The following is an 18,402-nucleotide window of genomic DNA, read 5'->3' on the forward strand; positions in this document are numbered from 1 at the left end:
GTTCAGTGTCCTCCGTCGCGGGTGACCGCGGCGATGTAGCCGGCGGGGGCGCCGAGCTGATCGGCCGCGGCCACCGCGTAGTCCATCACCGGCCCGGCGCCGAGGCCGATCGCCACCGTCAGCGCCGCGAGCCCGCCCACCGCCCAGAGCGCCGGGCGGATGCCGCCGGCGCTGCGCTCGCCCGCGTGCCCGGCCGGATGCGGCTTGAGGAAGGCCTCGTTCCAGATCTTGCTCATCGACAGCAGGGTGAGGAGGCCGGTCGCCAGCGCCACCGCCGCGGCGGTCCAGGCGCCGGCGTCGAGGCCGGCCCTGACCAGCGCGAACTTCGCCCAGAAGCCCGACAGCGGCGGAATGCCGGCGAGCGACAGCGCGGGGATCGCGAACAGCAGCGCCAGCCCGGGGGTGCGCGCATACAGCCCGCCCATCGCCGCGAGCCGCTCCGAACCGGTCAGGCGTGCGGCGATGCCGCCGATGAGAAACAGGTTGGCCTTCACCACGATGTGGTGGATCAGGTAGAAGATCGCCCCGGCGAGCGCCAGCGGCGTCGCCAGCGCGAGGCCGAGGATCATGTAGCCGACCTGGCTGACGATGTGGAAGGACAGGATGCGCCGCACTTCGACCTGGGCCGCGGCACCGAGCACGCCGATCAGCATGGTGGCGCACGCCACCCACAGCAGCACCTCGTGGACGATGCCCGGTTCGGGCCAGAACAGGGTGACGCTGCGGATCAGCGCATACACCCCGACCTTGGTCAGCAGCCCGGCGAACAGTGCCGACACCGGGGTCCAGGCGACGTGGTAGGACGCCGGCAGCCAGCCGAACACCGGGAACAATGCGGCCTTGATCGAGAACGCGGTGAGCATCAGCACCACCGCGGCGTGCGCGCTTGCCGGCACCTCGCCGGCGGCGAAGGCCTGCGCCAGCAGCGCCATGTTGAGGCTGCCGCTGGCGCCGTAGAGCATCCCGGCGGCGAGCAGGAACATCAGCGTCGCTACCAGGTTGAGCACCATGTACACCACCGTCCCCGCCAGCCGGCGCTTGCCGCCGCCGAGCACCAGCAGGGCGAAGGAGCCGGCCAGCAGCACCTCGAACCAGACGTAGAGGTTGAACACGTCGCCGGTGACGAAGGCGCCGCACACCCCCACCAGCAGGCCGTGCACCAGCGGATGGAAGTCGCGCCCGCGGGCCGGATCGTCGTCGCGGGCCATCGCGAAGGCGATGGTTGCGGTGCCGACGATGCCGCTGATCGCGACCATCGCCGCCGACAGGCGGTCGATGACCAGGGTGATGCCGTAGGGCGCCGCCCAGCCGCCGGCCTGGGCGGCGAGGATCTGGCCCTGCGCGGCGAGTCCGACCAGCGCCAGCCCGGCCGCGGCAAGCGCGAGCGCGCCGGCGAGGCTGAGCGCGCTCACCGCGCGTGGCGAGCGGCGCGCGAGCAGGGTCAGCACCAGGGTGGCAAGCGGGATCAGCAGCGGGGCGACGATCAGCGTGTTCATGTGCAGCCCCCGTCCGCGCTGCCTGCCCGCGCGGCGCCGGGCTGCGCCGATGCGCAAGTGGGTACGGCCGGGCGTGCGGTCGCAGCGGCCGGAGTGGGGGCGGTGGTGGGGGCGGCGGCGGGTCGGTCCGGCGCCGGCTCCTCGGCCACCGCGGTGATGCGATCGGTCTCGATGTGGTCGTGCAGCTCCCAGCTGCGCTTGAGCACCGCGAGCGCGAACACGAACAGGGCGAAACCGATCACGATCGCGGTCAGTACCAGCGCCTGCGGCAGGGGGTTGGCGGCGAGCGCCGGGGCGCCGGCCTCGGTGACGAAGGCGGCGGCGCGGCCGTCGAGCCGTCCGGCGGAAAACACCGCCAGGTTCACCCCGTTGCCCAGCACCACGATGCCGAGCACCACGCGCAGCAGCCCGCGGTCGAGCAGCATCCAGGTGCCGATCGCGACCAGCAGGCCGACGGTGATGGAGAGGATGATTTCCACTTCAGTATGCGCCGAGCCGCCTCAAGCGTACTGACACCCCCTTGGGGGGAGAGGCAGGGATTTCGCGGCGCACCGCGCCGTGCCTGCCGAACGGGTCGGCTGTGCAAAGCGGACCCTCCGCGAACGCAGTGAGCGTGGGGGTGGTTTCATCAGGCTTCCCGTGCCAGCAGACGGAACAGCATGTGCAGCACCGCGCCGAGCACGGTGAGGAACACGCCGAGGTCGAACAGCAGCGGGGTGCCGAGCGCCAGCCCGGCGGGGAAGATCCACCGCCCGGCAAGGAAGGCCTGGCCCTGCAGCAGGCCGATCAGGCCCGCGCCGGCGGCCACGGCCAGCCCGATCGCCAGCAGCGCCAGCGGCGGCAGGCGCAGCACCGCACGCGCCCGATCGACGCCGAAGGCCAGCGCCAGCAGCACCGCGGCGCAGGCTGCCACCAGGCCGCCGATGAAGCCGCCTCCGGGCAGGTTGTGGCCGCGCCACAGCAGCACCAGCGCGATCAGGGCGAGCAGGGCGGACAGCGGCAGGATGCCCTGGCGCAGCAGCACCGAAGCGAAATCGGCGCTGCCTTCGCGCGCGCCCCCGGTGTGCTCGTCGACGGAGCCGTTTCCCATGCGCCTGGCGGCGTGCCGGCTTCGCCTGCCGCCGCCAAGCAGGGGGGCGGCGGCCAGCCCGGCGAGGGCGACGACGAGGATCTCGCCCAGGGTGTCGAGGGCGCGGAAGTCCACCAGGATCACATTGACCACGTTGGCGCCCTTGCCCGCGGCCAGGCTGTGCTCGAGATACCACTGCGCGATGTCGCCGGGCAGCGGCTGGCTCACCGTGATCAGCATCATTGCGGCGACCACGGTGCCGATGACGATGGCGACGATGGCGTGGAAGCGCCGGGCTGCCGGCTTGCGCGAGCCCACCTGCCGCGTCGGCGGCAGCCGGCGCAGCACCAGGGCGAGGAAGATCACGGTGAGCGTCTCGACCATCAGCTGGGTGATCGCCACGTCCGGTGCGCGCGCGGCGAGAAAGATCAGCGCCAGGCCGAGGCCGCTCGCCCCCAGCGTGGCGACCAGCGCGACGCGACCGGGCATCGTCGCGGCGGCGGCGGCGCCCGCCATCGCGAGTACACAGCCGAGCAGCGCGGCGACGTTCACCGGACTGGCCACCTCCGGCCACACCAGGTTGTCTGCGCTCGAGGCCACCAGCCCGATCAGCGCGAAGCCGGCGATCGCCAGCACCAGCGCGCTGATGTGCTGGCGCAGCGAGCCGTGCTGGAAACGGTCGGCCACCCGCGTAGCGAACGCGAACACGCGCTTGAGCAGGCGGTCCCAGATCATGTCGCCGCTCACCCGCCACAGCACCCGCCACAAGGATAGCCGGCGCCGCAGCCGGGTGCGCTGGAGGTAGAACAACACCCCGAGCGCCACCGTGAGCAGGCTGGCGAGCAGGGCCGGGGTGAAGCCGCTCCACAGGTAGAGATTCACCGGCACCGTGGTGCGCGACACCGCCTGCACCGCGGCATCGATCAGCCAGACCTCGGCGAGGTTGTTGAAGGCGCCGAAGATGAAGCCGCCGACCGCCAGCAGCATCGGCCCGATCCACATCGGCAGGCTGACCTCGTGCGGCGGGTGCGGATAGCGCCCCTCGCGGCCGAGGAAGGCGCGCACGAAGACGAGGCCGGCGGCGGTGAGCAGCAGGGCATTGGTGACGATCATCACCACGGTGGTGGCCCAGCCCGCCAGCCCCAGTTCGATCAGGCCGGCGTAGGTGAACTCCTTGGCGATGAAGCCGAAGAAGGGCGGCAGCCCGGCGTTGGAGAACGCCGCCAGCGCCACCGCGAAGCCGGTCAGCGGCATGTGCCGGATCAGCCCGCCCAGCAGCGCGATCTGGCGCGTGCCGGTGGCATGGTCGATGGCGCCCACCGCCATGAACAGCGCCGCCTTGTAGAGGGCGTGCGCCACCAGGTAGATGGCGAAGGCCTGCAGGCCGTAATGGGTGTTGGTGCCGAGCAGCATGGTGAGCTGGCCGAGCACGGTCACCGTGGTGTAGGCAAGCACGCGCTTGAGGTCGGTCTGGCGGATCGCCAGCACCGCGCCGACGAGCGCGGTGGCGGCGCCGACGCTGATCAGGATCGTGCCCCAGCTTGCCGAGCCGCCGAGCGCCGGGTTGAGGCGGGCGAGCAGGTACACGCCGGCCTTCACCATCGTCGCCGAGTGCAGGTAGGCCGACACCGGCGTCGGCGCCGCCATCGCGTTCGGCAGCCAGAGGTGGAAGGGCAGCTGCGCCGACTTGGTGAACGCGCCGATCAGCACCAGCGCGAGGATCGCCGGGTAGAGCGCATGGCCGGCGATGGCCTCGACCGCCAGCGTGGAGAACTGCCAGCTGCCGCCGACGTTACCGAGCAGGATCAGTCCGGCGAGCAGGGCCAGCCCGCCGCCGCCGGTGATCAGCAGCGCCTGCAGTGCCGCGCGGCGCGAATCCGCCTTGTCGTGCTGGAAGGCGATGAGCAGGAAGGAAGTGACGCTGGTCAGCTCCCAGAACACGAACATCGCGATCAGGTCGTCGGCCAGCACCAGGCCGAGCATCGCCGCCATGAAGCCGAGCAGATAGGCGTAGAAGCGCCCGAGGTGGTGGTGGTCCGACAGATAGGCGCCCGCATAGAGCACGATCAGGGTGCCGATCCCGCTGATCAGCAGCGCGAACAGCAGGGACAGGCCGTCGAGGCGGAAAGTGATTCCGATCTCGAGTGCGGGCACCCAGGCCAGGGTTTGGGTGAGGGTGCCGCCCTGCGCCACTTCGGGCACGAGCGACAGGAAATGGCCGAACACCGCCAGCGGCGCCAGGGCCAGCAACCATCCGGCGCGCTCGTCGAAGGCGCGCGCGAGCAGAGGCGCGAGCAGCATCGCGCAGGCGATGAGGCCTACGCTCGCGAGCATCGCCCAGTCCTTTCATGCCGCATCCGGCCCGCCTCCCCGAACGGCGCCCTGCGGCGCCTTTTTGTTCTGATCGTGGAAAACAGACCGCCCGCCTCGCTTCGAGGTTCCGCTGCCGCCCTGGCCGGAAGCGGCCGCGCGTTCAGTGCACGGCGTGCGGCGCGTGGCGGTGGATCAGGGCCTTGAACTCGGGATGCGCTTCGTACAAACCGCTGCGTCGGGCAAAGCAGTGCGCGAGCGGGCAGGCCTGCCCGGGCGGGCAGCCGTGTTCGCAGGCGCATTCGCGGCGGGTTTCATCGAGCAGCACCATTTCGTGGACGACCTCACAGCGGCCGATCGGGGCGTCGAAAATGCTCATGATGATCTCCTTGAACGGTAACGCAATGCGCTGGATCGTGACCGATGTCACAACCGGCTTCCTTTCAAGTCTAGGCTCGGGCAGATTTCTTGCTGGGAGATCGGAGCCGGACTTGATTGAAATCAAGCCAGGAGCCTCGGTGGGTGAGGTGCAGCGCGGGATCAGGCGCTTGCCGGCGGTGATGTCCGGGTAGGTTCGAGCAGAACCGGCGGCGCTACGTCATCCACATCTCGCCCAGCGCCTTGGCCTGCTGTAGCACCAGTTCCACCGCGCCTTCCTGCTGGTCGGGCGGGTATTTGTACTTGCGCAGGATGCGTTTGATCATGAGGCGCAGCCTGGCACGTACGCTCTCCCGCGCCGACCAGTCGACGCTCAGGTTCTGGCGCAGGTTTTCGGTGAGTTCGTGGGCGATCTTCTTCAGGGTTTCGTCGGAAAGTTCGCGCACCGCCGATTCGTTGTCGGCCAGGGCGTCGTAGAAGCGAAGCTCATCCTCGCTCAGTCCCAGCTGCTCGCCCCGGCTGGCGGCGGCGCGGAATTTCTTCGCCATCCCGATCAGATCTTCGATCACCTGGGCGGTTTCGATGGTGCGGTTCTGGTAGCGCTTGATGACGTTGGCGAGGAGCTCGGAGAACTTCTTCTCCTGCACCAGGTTGCCGCCGAAGCGGCTCTTGATCTCGCCTTCCAGCAGGCGCTCCAGCAGTTCCACCGCCAGGTTGCGCTCGGGCAGATTTTTTACTTCGGCGAGGAAGGCGTCATCGAGGATGCCGATGTTGGGTTTGTCGAGGCCGACGGCATCGAACACGTCCACCACGTCTTCCGACACCACGGCGGCGCCGATGATCTGGCGGATGGCCCGCTCCCGTTGTTCGTCGGTTTTCTTCTGCAGGCTGAGATCGCGCTTGGTGAGGATCACCTTCACCGCCTGCAGGAAGGCGACTTCCTCGCGCAGGGCCCTGGCTTCGTCCAGGGTGCAGCACAGGGTGAAGGCCTTGCTCATCGCCAGGGCGGTATCGGCAAAGCGCTTCTTGCCGTCCTTCTGCCCCAGCACATGGTTGGCCGCCCCGGCCAGGCGCTTGTGGCTGGCGCTGAGAAAATCGCTGTAGTCGTAGCCGTGCAGCAGGGCGCGCAGGATGTCGAGCTTCTCCTCCAGCACCGCGTAGGCTTCCGCGGCATCCACCGTCGGGCGGCCGCGGCCCTTGCTCGCGGTGTATTCCTTGAGCGCGCTCTTGAGCTCGTTGGCAATGCCGATGTAATCGACCACCAGCCCGCCCTGCTTGTCCTTGAACACCCGGTTCACCCGGGCGATGGCCTGCATCAGGTTATGCCCCTTCATCGGCTTGTCCACGTACAGGGTATGAACGCAGGGGGCGTCGAAGCCGGTGAGCCACATGTCACGCACGATCACCAGACGCAGCGGGTCGGCGGGATCCTTGAAGCGCTTCTCCAGCCGCTTTTTCACCTGGGCGCTATAGAGGTGCGGGCGTAAGAGCGCCTTGTCGCTGGCGGACCCCGTCATCACGATCTTGATGGCGCCTTGCTCCGGGTCCGGGCTGTGCCAGTCGGGGCGCAGCTTGATGATCTCGTTGTAGAGATGGACGCAGATTTCCCGGCTCATCGCCACCACCATGGCCTTGCCGCTCTGGGCTTGGTTGCGCTCCTCGAAATGGGCCACCAGATCGGCGGCGACGCTGGCGATACGCGGCTCGGCGCCGACCACCTTTTCCAGCGCCGCCCATTTGCTCTTCAGCCGGGCCTGCTGGCTTTCTTCCTCGTCTTCGGCGAGCTCATCGACCTCGTCGTCGATGGCCGGCAGGTCTTCCTGCTTCAGCGACAGCTTGGCCAGGCGGGATTCGAAGTAGATCGCCACCGTGGCGCCGTCTTCCTTGGCTTGCTGCATGTCGTAGACGTGGATGTAGTCGCCGAACACGGCGCGGGTATCGCGGTCCTCGCTGGACACCGGGGTGCCGGTGAAGGCGACGAAGGTGGCGCGGGGCAGGGCGTCGCGCAGATGCTGGGCGTAGCCCACCTGGTAGCGCGCCACGGGCTCCGCCGCTTGCAGTGCCTGCCCGTCGTTGGCGGCGGCGCTGGCAATGGCCCGGGGCTTGAAGGTCCTGAGCCGGGCCTCGAAGCCGTACTGGGTGCGGTGGGCCTCGTCGGCGATCACCACGATGTTGTGCCGATCGGAGAGCAGCGGAAAAACGTCCTCGTCCTCGCCGGGCATGAACTTCTGGATGGTGGCGAAGACGATACCGCCCGAGGGGCGGTTGCCGAGCAGCCGGCGCAGTTCCTGGCGGGTGCCGGCCTGCACCGGCTGTTCGCGCAGCAGATCCTGCGCCAGGCTGAAGACGCCAAAGAGCTGGCCGTCCAGATCGTTGCGGTCGGTGATGACCACGATGGTCGGGTTCTCCATCGCCGCTTCGCGCATCACCCGGGCGGCAAAGCAGGTCATGGTGATGCTCTTGCCGCTGCCCTGGGTGTGCCACACCACGCCGCCCTTGCCTTTGGTTGTGGCCGGGCCGTCGGGACGGGAAGCCGTCACCACCTGCTGGATCGCAGCGCGCACCGCATGGAACTGGTGATACCCCGCCACCTTCTTGACCAGGGTGCCGTCGTCCTCGAACAGCACGAAATAGCGCAGGTAGTCGAGCAGCATGGCTGGCGCCAAGAGGCCGCGCACCAGGGTTTCCAGCTCGTTGAACTGGCCCAGCGGGTCGAGCGTCACGCCGTCGATGGTGCGCCACTGCATGAAGCGCTCGGCGCTGGCGGAGAGCGATCCCAGCCGCGCCTCGCTGCCGTCGGAAATCACCAGTAGCTCGTTGTACTGGAAGACGTCGGCAATCTGTTCCTTGTAGGTCTGGATCTGGTCGAAGGCCTTCCAGATGTCGGCGTTCTCGTCCGCCGGGTTCTTCAGCTCGATCAGCACCAGCGGCAGGCCGTTGATGAACAGGATGATGTCGGGGCGGCGGGTGTGGTGCGCTCCCTTGGTCGAGAACTGATTGATGGCCAGCCACTCGTTGCGCGAGGGCGATTTGCCAAACTCAGCCCAGTCGATCAGGCGCACGAAATCGCCCCGGGTGTCGCCTTCCACCGGGTACTGCACCGGCACCCCATTGACCAGGAACTTGTGCAACTGCCGGTTGGCCGCCAGCAGCGAGGGCACGCCCAGCTCCATGACCTGCTTGTAGGCATCTTCCCTGGCCGAGGCGGGAATCTGCGGGTTCAGGCGGTGGATGGCCTCGCGCAGGCGGAACGGCAGCAGCACCTGGCGGTAATCCGCCCGCTCGGGCGTGTCGCCATCCGGGGCAATGTCCGGGCCGTAGCGGTGGCTGTAGCCGACTTCCGCCAGCCAGCCGAGGGCTTCCTGTTCGAGTTGGTCTTCGGTCAATTCAGAACCTCCCAGTACCCGCCTTTGTTGGGGCCAACGCGCCGCAGTCTGTCTCCGGCTTTGAGCTTGGCTAGTTGCAGCTCGATGGCACGCTGGCTCAGGTCGAGCTGTGCCGCCAGCTGGCGGGCTGTCAGGCTTGGGGTTTGTTTCAACAGGGCAAGCACCCGGCTTGCGGTTTCTTCCGAAGTTTCTTCCGAAGTTTCTTCCGAAGTTTCTTCCGAAGTTTCTTCCGAAGTTTCGGTGAGCTTGGCGCTCCCCGGCGCCCAGCTCATCTCCAGCACCGTCTGGTCAAACGGCTCGAAGCTGTCGAACAGGCGTAGCCCATGACCTTCCTGCTCCCAGCCGCTGCGAATCTTCGGCACCCCGGACCCGGCCCGTTCGCCCAGATTGATCAGCAGGAACATCTGGTGCAGCGTCCGGTTGCGGCAATCGCTGGCGCCGCCGTGCAGCGCCTGGGCGACCGGCAGGCGCATCGTGCCGGGGTTGCGGAAGCTGAAGCCGCCGGGCGACTTCACCACCAGCACCGAGGCCCGGTCCGAGTAATCGGCATGGATCAGGCAATTCACCAGCGCCTCGCGCAGCGCCTGGTGGGTTGGCGTGTCGTCGATGCGCACCCCGTCCCTGAGTGCGAACGGCACCTTCAGATCCGCCGTCAGCTTGCGGATCACCCGCCGGAAAAAGTCGTACAGATTGCCGGACCACGAACCATCGGGCACCACCCGATCCAGCCAGCGGGTTGGCGAATCCGGGTCGCCGGTCTGCTCCTGATAATCGACAAAATACAGCGGAAAGGCTTCGGGAATCGCCGGCCAGCGGCCAAACATCAACAAGCCTGCCGCCGTCAGCCCTGACTGACCGGAAGTTCTATCCTCGCGCCAGCCGCCCGCCCTCTGCAGAAATGCCTGGTCATCCAGTGCAATCCACGGATGCCCGGGGCGATGCACGGCAAAGGCGTTCCGGTACGCGTGCAGGCTGTCCAGGTCCAGATCATCCAGCCCGAACTTGTCCAGAATGCGCGTATCCCGGCTGTCCTCCAGTTGCTCGGCCAGCAGGCGCTTGACCGTTGCCTCGTCGCACTGCCGGTCGCCATCATTCAGCCGCCGCCAGGTCTGGCCCAGCGGCTGGCCGTTGAGGAACACCGGCCGCTGCTGGCGGGTGGCAGCGGGAATGCGCACGACCAGAATCGACTTGCCCTCAATGCGGACTTCTTCCACATCGGCATCGCTCAGCAGATTGACGCTGACCTTGGCGCGGTTGTTCAGTGTGTTGAACAGGTCGGCGCGCAGCTTGGCAGGGTTTTCCAGTCCGGCAATGCTGAAGCGGCCAGCCTTTTCCCGCACCCCCAGCAAGACCACGCCACCATGGGCATTGGCCATGGCCGAATAGGTCGGCCAGAAATCCCTCGGAATTTCTCCCTTGCCGTCCTGCCCTTGGGCGAGTTTGCATTCCAGCTCCCCGGTTTCGGCGAGATGGCTCAGATCGTCGAGGATTTGCAGGTTGAACATCAGATGGCCTTGACCCTTTCGCTCTCGGTCACCCGCATGGCGAAGTTCAGCAGTGCCCGAAATGAGAACATGTCCAGTCCAGGCCCCTTGGCACCCCAGCCTTGGGCTTCCTGCCGCGTCAGAATCTCCTGCCCGATGCGCTCGTAAAGCTGCACCAGTTCGGCATTGACCGCCAGCGCTGCCCGTTGCCGGGCACGGGCGATGTCCGGGCCGTAGCGAGGGGTGTAGCCGACTTTCGCCAGCCAGCCCAGTGCTTCCTGTTCGAGTCGGTCTTCGGTAAGCGGTAACTGCCCGGCGTCCTTGCCTACTTCGAGATTTCGAAGAGATCGGATCGCAGCGGATTGGCCGCGAAGTGTTGCTTCCACAGCCTTGGGGTGAGCTGCGCCACGTTGGCGGCCGGATACTGGCCGATGCGCTGGAGCACATCGACCAGGTACGTATAGGGGTCGATGTCGTGCAGGCGGCAGGTGGCGATCAGACTCTGCGCGATGCCCACGTACTTTGCCCCGACCTCGGTCCAGCAGAAGAGCCAGTTGCGACGGCCCATCGGCACCACGCGTAGCGCCCGCTCCAGATGGTTGGTGTCGATCGGCACCTCGGGATCGGAGAGGTACACCTCGAGGGCGGCCCGGCGCTCGCGCACGTACGCCATGGCGGTGGTGAGCGGTGAGCTGGGCAACAGGCCCTGGGATTCGAACTGGGCGTCGACCCAGGCGAAGAACTGCTGGAGCACGGGCTTGGCCTGCGCGAGCCGATGCGCGCGGCGTGCCTCACCGACGAGCCTGGCCTCGCGGATGTGCTTCTCCACCGCGTACAGTTTTCCGATCATCTCCAGCGCCTGGCCCGCACGCTCGGGCTCGAGCGCCTGCGCATCGAAGAACTTCCTCCTCGAGTGCGCCCAGCATTGCGCGTGCGTGAGCCCGCATTTTTCCGCGTAGCGTTCGTAGGCCGCATAGCCATCGGTAAGCAGCACCGCCCCCTCGGGCGGCGGGTCGGTGCCCAGGGTCTGCGCAATGTGCTTGCCACTGCGCCCCTCGTGATAGGCGAAGCAGATTTCGTCACGCTCGCCATAGACCGGCCAGAAGTAGCCGCCCTTCATCTTGCCCGGGCCGGCCCGGCCGGCCTTGATCGGGGTCTCGTCCATCGCCTTGATGCGGCTCGCGCGGATCGAGTCGAGTTGGGCCGTGAAGATGGGTTCGAGCAGCGACAGCGCCCCGTGAGTGAGCTGCGTGAGCCACGGGCGCGAAACCTTGATGCCGTTGTCCCCGAGCCGCTGGTGCTGGCGGTACAGCGGCTGGTGGTAGCAGAACTTGTCGGTGATGAGCCCGGCGACGAAGCTCACATCGGCGCGGCTGCCGCGAATCACCCCCTCGGGTGCCGCCGGGCAGGAAATCGCCTGGGTGTCGAGGCGCTTGATCACCGGACGCACATACTTGAGGATCACGTAGCTGCCCGGGCGCTGTGCCAGGCGGTGACTGACCTTCTCGCCGATCACCTCGAACTGGTCGGCGGTGAGCCCGTCGATTTCCGGGTTCGCCACGGCGATGGTCTCGACCGGCACGCGGGCTTCGTCGAAGAACAGCGCCGATGCGTCGCCCGCGGCGTAATCGGTGGTGCGGGCCCGGCGGGTGTGGGCGGCGATGTCCTTGGCAGGGGGCGGCGGCGAGGATTCGGGCACCGGCAACTCGCCCAGGTTCATCTGATGCGGGCTCGCATCGACGATGCGCTTCTCGCTCTTCGCCCCGAAGAGCTGGCGCCGGAACCACTCGATCTGATGCTTCATCGCCTGGAACTCGAGCTGCAGGGCATCGAGTTGGCGGGCGGCGGCCGCGTTCGCCTGGGCCAGTGCGACGATTTGCTCGGGCGCCCAGCGGGCGGCCTCGGCGGGCGTCGGAATGGTCAGCGAAACGGGCGTCGTCATGGCCGGAATTTTACCGTAAAACCCAGCATTCATGCGGGCTTGGCGGCCACTTCCGGGAGCTTGAAACGGCGCTTGAAGCGCGCCGGCTCGATGCCTTCGAGCAACAGCTTCAGCCCGGTCCAGTCCATCTGGCGAGTGACCCCCCGCGACCAGTCGGACACGAACCGTCCCTGCTCGAGGCGCTTGGCCCACACGCAAAAGCCGCTGCGATCCCAGTACAGCACCTTCATCTGCGTGCCGCGCCGGTTGATGAACACGAACAGCTCGCCCGACAGCGGATCGCACCCAAGTGCGTGGCGGGTGAGCGCGTACAGCCCATCGAAGGACTTGCGCATGTCAACCGGGCGGCCATAGACATGCACCCGCACCGCCCCTTCGGGGAAGAACATCAGCCGCGCACCAGATGCAGCACGACACCGCCACCCAGATCGAGCTTGAGCTCGAGCCGGCCTGCACCGCCGCCAACGTCGACCAGGCCCGCATCGACAAAGCCCGCACGAGCGCACGCATCGCCGCGATCGGCGACGCTCGACGCCTCACCGGCCAGCAGGCCGCGCCAGCGCTCGAAACTCGACTTGCTCAAGCCCTCGCTGTCGCAGAACTGCCGGATGCTCAGACCGCTTGCCGCAAAGCGATCGAACACCGCCCGCCATTCCTCGTGGCCGCGTCGCCGCCATTTGCTCCTCACCGTCGATGCCATCACTGCCAATCCCGTCGTCGTTGAACATGGCGAGAATTATTCAACGATCGCTACGCCGCGAGAAGGACGCCGCTCAGTTACCGGTTACGGTCTTCGGTCATTGCGCACCCACCCCTGCTTTGCATTTAAACACTCAAGCTGCTGTTTTTATTAAGATAATAAAAATCTTCTGTGCTGCTGTGAGTTTGCATTTAAGCACTGCCTTCAGGCCCAGAAGGGTAGATAGCGTGCGTACCGGGTTGAGGTCGTTTCCGACTCGTCGGCCTTGATCAGACCGGCGTCTTTCGTTGCACCGATGACCTGAGAGGCCGTCACCGCCTTGGACTCCGGCAGCTTGAAGCGCTCGCGCAGGCTCTGATTCGACATCCGGTCGTTGCTGACATATTTCAGGCAGCAGTGCTGGTAGCAGGCCCGTACACGGTCGGGTTTGCTCATCTTGGCAAAGTCCTGATGTGCAAACAGGATGGCTGTGGTGCGCGTCTCGCTGGTCCGGAAATCCGGCGCAGGCAGCTGATACACCTCGGCGAGGTGAACCACCTTGTCGATCCCGCTGCCCTTTTCCTCGCACAGGCCCATGCGGCGCATCAACTCTGCCAGCCGTTCGTTGCGCGAGCGGAACTCATCGATGAAGCGCTCCACCTTGATCGGCGGCAGGCCCGGGTTCGATACCTCGAGGCGGTCAGCATACATCTCGATCATGACCGACTGCCCAGTGGCTTCGAAATCCTGGTGCACCAGCGCGTTCGCCACCAGTTCACGGATCGCCTGACGAGGAAACATCTTGACCTCTTCGCGCACCACCTGCTCCACGAAGCGGTTGAGCGGCGCGGCGGAGTGGATGAAGTCGATCAGGCTCTCGAAGCCCGCCGCATAGCCGCGCACGCCCGGTTTGTCCTCTCGTGTGACCAGCTTGTTGCCCCCCTCGTAGATCACCACGCGCGGGGCCTTGCGCGCGAGATCCGGCGAGAAGGCATCGAGCCGCTTGGCCAGCAGGATCGCCGCGAGGTTGGTGATGCGCCAGCCACCTGAGTGCATCTCGATCAGCCGCTCCTGCGCCAGACGTGCCAGCACCCCGTCGCGCGTCGTCGGGTAAGGCAGACCATACAAATCGAAGAACGATTGCGTGTCCAGCAAGGCCACCACCTCATCGGCGCTCGCGCCCTCGCGGGCGGGCCGCTCGAACCAATCCGGCCCGCCTTCCGACAGGATGCGCTTGAGCTGGTCCGGCGTCATCGGTACCAGGTCCTCGTCGGTACGCATCAGGTAGGTACCCTCGTAGTGCAACGGTGTTCCCACCGGACGCGACGGCACCTCGAACACCAGCACCCGCCCATCGGGATGTGTCAGCTCCTGCACCACCACGCGGATGCGCAGGACTTCGAGGATGCGCGCGGTGATGCCGCTCGGGTTCGGGAAGGCATGTGTGCCCACGACCCGGCGCGGACGCTTGTCGCTCACCCCGAGGACCAGATGGCCGCCGCCCTCGTTGGCCAGCGCGACGCAGTAACGCAGCAGCTTGGTGGAGTCGTACTGCTGCCGGGCTTCCTTGAATTCCAGATGCTCGCTCTCGGGTGCCGTGGCGAGCCAGTGTTCGAGTGCCTCCAGGGTGATCATGAGAGCGCTTCCGCGATGCGGGTTTCGGCCTCCGGCAGGCGCAGCTGGCCGGAAATCAGGCGGGGGAGCAGGGTGTCGCGGAGGGTGGCGAGGGTTTGGGCTTGCTGCTCATTCTGGGTCAGCCGATCGAACAGGGAGGCGGCGATATTGACGAATGCCTCAATCACCTGCGGCAACGGCACCAGCACGGGTATGGGCCGGAAAGCCTTTTTGCTGATTTCCATAAAGGTGGAGCCATTGGCTCTGCCCTTGATATTTTCCATGTTCTGCCGGCACCAGAAAAGCATGAACAGTGGCGGCAAGGTGCTTTGCGGCAGCATGGCGATGTAGCCCTGATTGATGGCAACAGGAACTTGTGCAATCGCCAGGTAGCCAATGGGAGCGCGCGAAGACATCAGCAGTGTGCCGGCTGGCAGCAAGCCGGAACTGACCTTGCTCAACCCCAGGCTGGAAAGCTTCCGTTCGGTGCCAAGCAATACCGGGGCCGAGTTGCCGGACAGATCCTTCGGGGTGGTCCAGCAATACTCAGGCGGCTCCCAGTAGCTGGGTTCCTTCGTGTCTGGTGTCCCCCCGCCGACTGTTTCAACAACCTGCCCCAATGTCCCAACCCGCCATCCCTTCGGCAGCAAGCCCAATTCCGATTCCTCGAAGCTGTCGGGAAAGAGGGCGGCGGTGGCATCACTCATGCCTTCCGGGGCCAGGCCCTGCTGCTTGGCGCGGACGGGGTCGAAATCGACGAACCAGGACTTGAACAGCGCCTGGGTGATGGCTTCGAGGGTGGCGTTGGTTTCGCGTAGGAGGGTGATGCGGCTGTCGAGGGCGCCGAGAACGCTAACAATTTGTGCTTGAACCCTCTGTGGCGGACAAGGCACTTCTATTCGATTCAGATTTCCCTGTGTGAGCTTGGGCATTACGGCGCCGGTCAAATAGGCGCTAATGTCAGCGCCGAGTAATGCGTATTGCAAGAAGCGCGTACTGGCCTTCTCATTGCCCAGAACAATGTGCGCGTGGTTATTGACCCAGAACTTTCCGGTGGCCATGAACGCAATCGGAATTTGCCTCGTCCTTAAGTTCTCACCGTCTTCAGCAATCAGGAGGTACTCACCTTCAAATAGGTAGCCATCAACGTAATCAACGATGCCGGATGCGCCATAGTAAGGGAATGGCCCCGGCCTCCGGTCTGACTCTTTTACTGGTTTTCGGCGCGTATCCAGATTTATAGTCAGATCACCAAGGGGCAGATATGGCCACTCAGAACTCATACCCCAGCCCTCCCAACTTCTACCGGATCGTTTGCCCCCAGTTCCCGCTCGATTTCTTCAATGCTAGGCAAACTGGCACTCAGATCTTCCGGTAAGGCGCGGGTCAATTGGGTGTCCCAGTCGGCCACGCTGATCGGCTGCGTGCTGCCGCCGAGGGCGTATTCGACCAGCAGCTGGTTCTTCTCGCGCACCAGCAGCAGCCCTAGGGCGGGTTTGTCGTCCGGGTGGTTGAGCAGGCGATTGACGGCGGTCATGTACATGCCCAGTTGCGCGCCGTCGCCGGGTTGAAACGAGCGCGCCTTCAGTTCGATGACGATGTAACGCCGCAGCTTGAGGTGGTAGAACAGCAGGTCGAGGTAGAAGTCCTGATCGCCCAGTTCCAGATGCACTTGCCGGCCGACAAAGGCAAAACCCTGCCCGAGTTCGATCAGGAATTTCTGGAGATGGTCCATCAGGCCCTGTTCAAGCTCCTTTTCGCGCCGTGGGCCGGCCGTGCCCAGAAAATCAAAAAGGTAGGGATCTTTGAACACCTGCGTCGCCATGTCGGAATCGGGCGGCGGCAGGGTGAGCGCAAAATTGCTTTGTGCCTTGCCGTGTCGGTCGATGGCCCGGGCTTCGATCTGCATGGCGAGGATGTTGCGCGACCAGCCGTGTTGCAGGGCTTGCCGGGCGTACCAGAGCCTTTGCTCGGCATCGGGCAGTTTTTCGAGCAGCGCGATGTTGTGATACCAGGTCAATTGTGCAAGGACTGCTTGCACAATTTCACGATCCGGCCAAACCTCGGCAAAACGGCGCATGTATTTGAGGTTGCGCGGCGAGAAGCCCTTCATGTCAGGAAAGGCTTCCTGCAGATCGGCCGACAGCCGGTCTATGACCTTTGCGCCCCAGCCTTCGTGATGTTGCTTGTCGAGGATACGTTCGCCGATGTCCCAGTACAGCAGCACCATCGCCGCGTTACTGGCCAAAACGACGCGCAAGCGTTCGCGACGGATACGTTCCTTGAACTCACCCAGCACGGCAGCGTAACCGTCCGGTGCATCGTGCCGGGCGGGCGCCACGGGAAACATGGCACTGCGGTCGACCTTGCCGCGTTGTTTGCGCGGTTGTTGCTCAGAATTCATACCCCAGCCCTCCCAGCTTCTGCCGGATCAGTGCATCCAGTTCCGCCCCCTTGGCCATCTGCTCGCCCAGCTTTTCGGTCAGCTTCTGCATCTTGTCGGCAAAGGCTTCGTCGTCATCCTCGACTTCTTCGGCGCCGACGTAGCGGCCCGGGGTCAGCACATGGCCGTGCTGGGCGGTTTCTTCCAGCTTGACGCTGCGGCAGTAGCCGGGGATGTCGGCGTAGTCACCGTTTTCACCACGCCAGGCGGCGACGGTGTTGCCGATGCGTTCGATCACTTCGTCGCTCAGCTCCGCCTGCACCCGGCTGATCATGCGGCCGAGCTTCCTGGCGTCGATGAACAGCACTTCGCCCTTTCGTGTGGTTTTCTGCTTGGCGAGGAACCACAGGCAGGCGGGGATCTGGGTGTTGAAGAAGAGTTGGCCGGGCAAGGCGACCATCACTTCCACCACGTCGCCCTCGACCATCGCGGCGCGGATGGCGCCCTCAAAGTTCTGGCTGGAACTCATCGAGCCGTTGGCCAGCACGATGCCGGCGCGGCCGTTGGGCTTGAGGTGGTAGAGCATGTGCTGCAGCCAGGCATAGTTGGCGTTGCTTTGCGGCGGGGTGCCATAGACCCAGCGCGGATCGCCTTCCAGGCTGCCGTGCCACCAGTCGCTGATGTTGAACGGCGGATTGGCGAGGATGTAGTCAGCGCGCAGATCCGGGTGCTGGTTGCGGGTGAAGGTGTCGGCCGGTTCCTTGCCCAGGTTGAAGTCGATGCCGCGGATGGCGAGGTTCATCGCCGCCAGGCGCCAGGTGGTGGGGTTGGATTCCTGGCCGTAGATGGAGACATCGCCCAGCTTGCCGCCGTGCGCTTCGATGAATTTTTCCGACTGCACGAACATGCCGCCGGAGCCGCAGCAGGGGTCGTACACCTTGCCGTGGTGGGGGGCGAGGACGGCGACCAGGGTCTTGACGATGGAGGCCGGGGTGTAGAACTGGCCGCCCTTCTTGCCCTCGGCGCTGGCGAACTGGCCGAGGAAGTATTCATAGACCTGGCCGAGCACGTCGCGGGCGGCGCTTGGGTTTTCACCAAAGCCGATGGTGGAGATCAGGTCGACCAGCGCGCCGAGCTTGCCGTCGGGCAACTGGGCGCGGGCGTAACGCTTGTCGAGGATGCCCTTGAGCTTGGGGTTTTCGGCTTCGATCAGGGTCAGCGCATCGTCGATGCGCTTGCCGATGTCCGGCTGCTTGGCGGCGGCGCGGATCGCTTCCCAGCGCGCAGCCTCGGGCACCCAGAAGACGTTGACCTCCTTGTAGTAGTCGCGGTCTTCCAGCTCTTCGGCGAGCAGTTCGTCGTCGCAGTCGTGCAGGAAGTAGTCGTCGGCCGCGTCGGCAAAGCGGCGGGTGAGTTCGGCGCGGCGGGCGGCGAAGGTGTCGGAGATGTACTTGAGGAAGATCAGGCCGAGGACGAGGTGCTTGTATTCGGCGGCGTCCATGTTGGCGCGCAGCTTGTCGGCGGTGGCCCAGAGGGTTTTCTTGATGTCGTCGAGCATGAGGTGTTGTGCAGGAAGCGGCGGCGGGCAGCCGGGCGCCATGCCATGTGCTTCGGTTGGAAAGCGGTTAGATTACAACGGCAAGGCCTGTGTCGGTGCCGGA

At 65.7% G+C, this 18,402-nt stretch carries 14 protein-coding genes; all 14 read right to left on the bottom strand.

From position 1 onward, the window contains the following. Positions 1-2: 2 nt before the first annotated feature. The gene (locus Tchl_RS04015; protein WP_075147263.1) at positions 3-1,496 is read right to left on the bottom strand and encodes a proton-conducting transporter transmembrane domain-containing protein; all 1,494 of its coding nucleotides are present in this window, start codon (positions 1,494-1,496) and stop codon (positions 3-5) included. Beyond that, entirely contained in the window at positions 1,493-1,975 is a 483-nt protein-coding gene (locus Tchl_RS04020; protein WP_075147264.1) for a sodium:proton antiporter, read from the bottom strand. The genes Tchl_RS04015 and Tchl_RS04020 overlap by 4 nt, the downstream gene beginning before the upstream one ends. A gap of 149 nt (positions 1,976-2,124) precedes the next feature. Continuing rightward, on the bottom strand, positions 2,125-4,899 hold the full coding sequence (mbhE, locus tag Tchl_RS04025; RefSeq protein ID WP_075147265.1) for a hydrogen gas-evolving membrane-bound hydrogenase subunit E: 2,775 nt from the start codon (positions 4,897-4,899) through the stop codon (positions 2,125-2,127). Positions 4,900-5,038: 139 nt separating this feature from the next. Further along, on the bottom strand, positions 5,039-5,254 hold the full coding sequence (locus tag Tchl_RS04030; RefSeq protein ID WP_075147266.1) for a hypothetical protein: 216 nt from the start codon (positions 5,252-5,254) through the stop codon (positions 5,039-5,041). Positions 5,255-5,468: 214 nt separating this feature from the next. After that, positions 5,469-8,639 (bottom strand): type I restriction endonuclease subunit R, encoded by a 3,171-nt coding sequence (locus Tchl_RS04040; RefSeq protein ID WP_075147268.1) that lies wholly within the window; start codon positions 8,637-8,639, stop codon positions 5,469-5,471. Next, the gene (locus tag Tchl_RS04045; RefSeq protein ID WP_075147269.1) at positions 8,636-10,144 is read right to left on the bottom strand and encodes an RNA-binding domain-containing protein; all 1,509 of its coding nucleotides are present in this window, start codon (positions 10,142-10,144) and stop codon (positions 8,636-8,638) included. The genes Tchl_RS04040 and Tchl_RS04045 overlap by 4 nt, the downstream gene beginning before the upstream one ends. Next, positions 10,144-10,509: a DUF1016 N-terminal domain-containing protein gene (locus tag Tchl_RS17925; protein WP_083945148.1), complete on the bottom strand. Its 366-nt coding sequence runs from the start codon at positions 10,507-10,509 to the stop codon at positions 10,144-10,146. The genes Tchl_RS04045 and Tchl_RS17925 overlap by 1 nt, the downstream gene beginning before the upstream one ends. Continuing rightward, the gene (tnpC, locus tag Tchl_RS04055) at positions 10,449-12,065 is read right to left on the bottom strand and encodes an IS66 family transposase (RefSeq protein WP_075147270.1); all 1,617 of its coding nucleotides are present in this window, start codon (positions 12,063-12,065) and stop codon (positions 10,449-10,451) included. Before tnpC ends, Tchl_RS17925 begins: the two co-directional genes overlap by 61 nt. A 29-nt stretch (positions 12,066-12,094) precedes the next feature. After that, positions 12,095-12,454, bottom strand: coding sequence for an IS66 family insertion sequence element accessory protein TnpB (tnpB, locus tag Tchl_RS04060; RefSeq protein WP_083945149.1), 360 nt, complete (start codon positions 12,452-12,454; stop codon positions 12,095-12,097). Further along, positions 12,454-12,765 (bottom strand): IS66 family insertion sequence element accessory protein TnpA, encoded by a 312-nt coding sequence (gene tnpA, locus Tchl_RS04065; protein WP_075146703.1) that lies wholly within the window; start codon positions 12,763-12,765, stop codon positions 12,454-12,456. The genes tnpB and tnpA overlap by 1 nt, the downstream gene beginning before the upstream one ends. Positions 12,766-12,969: 204 nt before the next feature. After that, entirely contained in the window at positions 12,970-14,379 is a 1,410-nt protein-coding gene (locus Tchl_RS04070; RefSeq protein WP_075147271.1) for an ATP-binding protein, read from the bottom strand. Beyond that, the gene (locus Tchl_RS04075; protein WP_075147272.1) at positions 14,376-15,641 is read right to left on the bottom strand and encodes a restriction endonuclease subunit S; all 1,266 of its coding nucleotides are present in this window, start codon (positions 15,639-15,641) and stop codon (positions 14,376-14,378) included. Before Tchl_RS04075 ends, Tchl_RS04070 begins: the two co-directional genes overlap by 4 nt. Next, positions 15,638-16,762, bottom strand: a complete 1,125-nt coding sequence (locus Tchl_RS04080; RefSeq protein ID WP_232311651.1) for a PDDEXK nuclease domain-containing protein — start codon at positions 16,760-16,762, stop codon at positions 15,638-15,640. Before Tchl_RS04080 ends, Tchl_RS04075 begins: the two co-directional genes overlap by 4 nt. After that, complete coding sequence (locus Tchl_RS04085; RefSeq protein ID WP_075149565.1) at positions 16,752-18,299, bottom strand: class I SAM-dependent DNA methyltransferase; 1,548 nt, start codon at positions 18,297-18,299, stop codon at positions 16,752-16,754. The genes Tchl_RS04080 and Tchl_RS04085 overlap by 11 nt, the downstream gene beginning before the upstream one ends. Positions 18,300-18,402: the final 103 nt, after the last annotated feature.

Source organism: Thauera chlorobenzoica (genome assembly GCF_001922305.1).
GTDB lineage: Bacteria > Pseudomonadota > Gammaproteobacteria > Burkholderiales > Rhodocyclaceae > Thauera > Thauera chlorobenzoica.

What these genes read in the sequence shown, in the direction of transcription:
- Tchl_RS04015 (WP_075147263.1), bottom strand. Translation starts at nt 1,496, where the DNA reads ATGAACACGCTGATCGTCGCCCCGCTGCTGATCCCGCTTGCCACCCTG.
- mbhE (WP_075147265.1), bottom strand. Translation starts at nt 4,899, where the DNA reads ATGCTCGCGAGCGTAGGCCTCATCGCCTGCGCGATGCTGCTCGCGCCT.
- Tchl_RS04030 (WP_075147266.1), bottom strand. Translation starts at nt 5,254, where the DNA reads ATGAGCATTTTCGACGCCCCGATCGGCCGCTGTGAGGTCGTCCACGAA.
- Tchl_RS04045 (WP_075147269.1), bottom strand. Translation starts at nt 10,144, where the DNA reads ATGTTCAACCTGCAAATCCTCGACGATCTGAGCCATCTCGCCGAAACC.
- tnpC (WP_075147270.1), bottom strand. Translation starts at nt 12,065, where the DNA reads ATGACGACGCCCGTTTCGCTGACCATTCCGACGCCCGCCGAGGCCGCC.
- tnpB (WP_083945149.1), bottom strand. Translation starts at nt 12,454, where the DNA reads ATGTTCTTCCCCGAAGGGGCGGTGCGGGTGCATGTCTATGGCCGCCCG.
- tnpA (WP_075146703.1), bottom strand. Translation starts at nt 12,765, where the DNA reads ATGGCATCGACGGTGAGGAGCAAATGGCGGCGACGCGGCCACGAGGAA.
- Tchl_RS04070 (WP_075147271.1), bottom strand. Translation starts at nt 14,379, where the DNA reads ATGATCACCCTGGAGGCACTCGAACACTGGCTCGCCACGGCACCCGAG.
- Tchl_RS04075 (WP_075147272.1), bottom strand. Translation starts at nt 15,641, where the DNA reads ATGAGTTCTGAGTGGCCATATCTGCCCCTTGGTGATCTGACTATAAAT.
- Tchl_RS04080 (WP_232311651.1), bottom strand. Translation starts at nt 16,762, where the DNA reads ATGAATTCTGAGCAACAACCGCGCAAACAACGCGGCAAGGTCGACCGC.
- Tchl_RS04085 (WP_075149565.1), bottom strand. Translation starts at nt 18,299, where the DNA reads ATGCTCGACGACATCAAGAAAACCCTCTGGGCCACCGCCGACAAGCTG.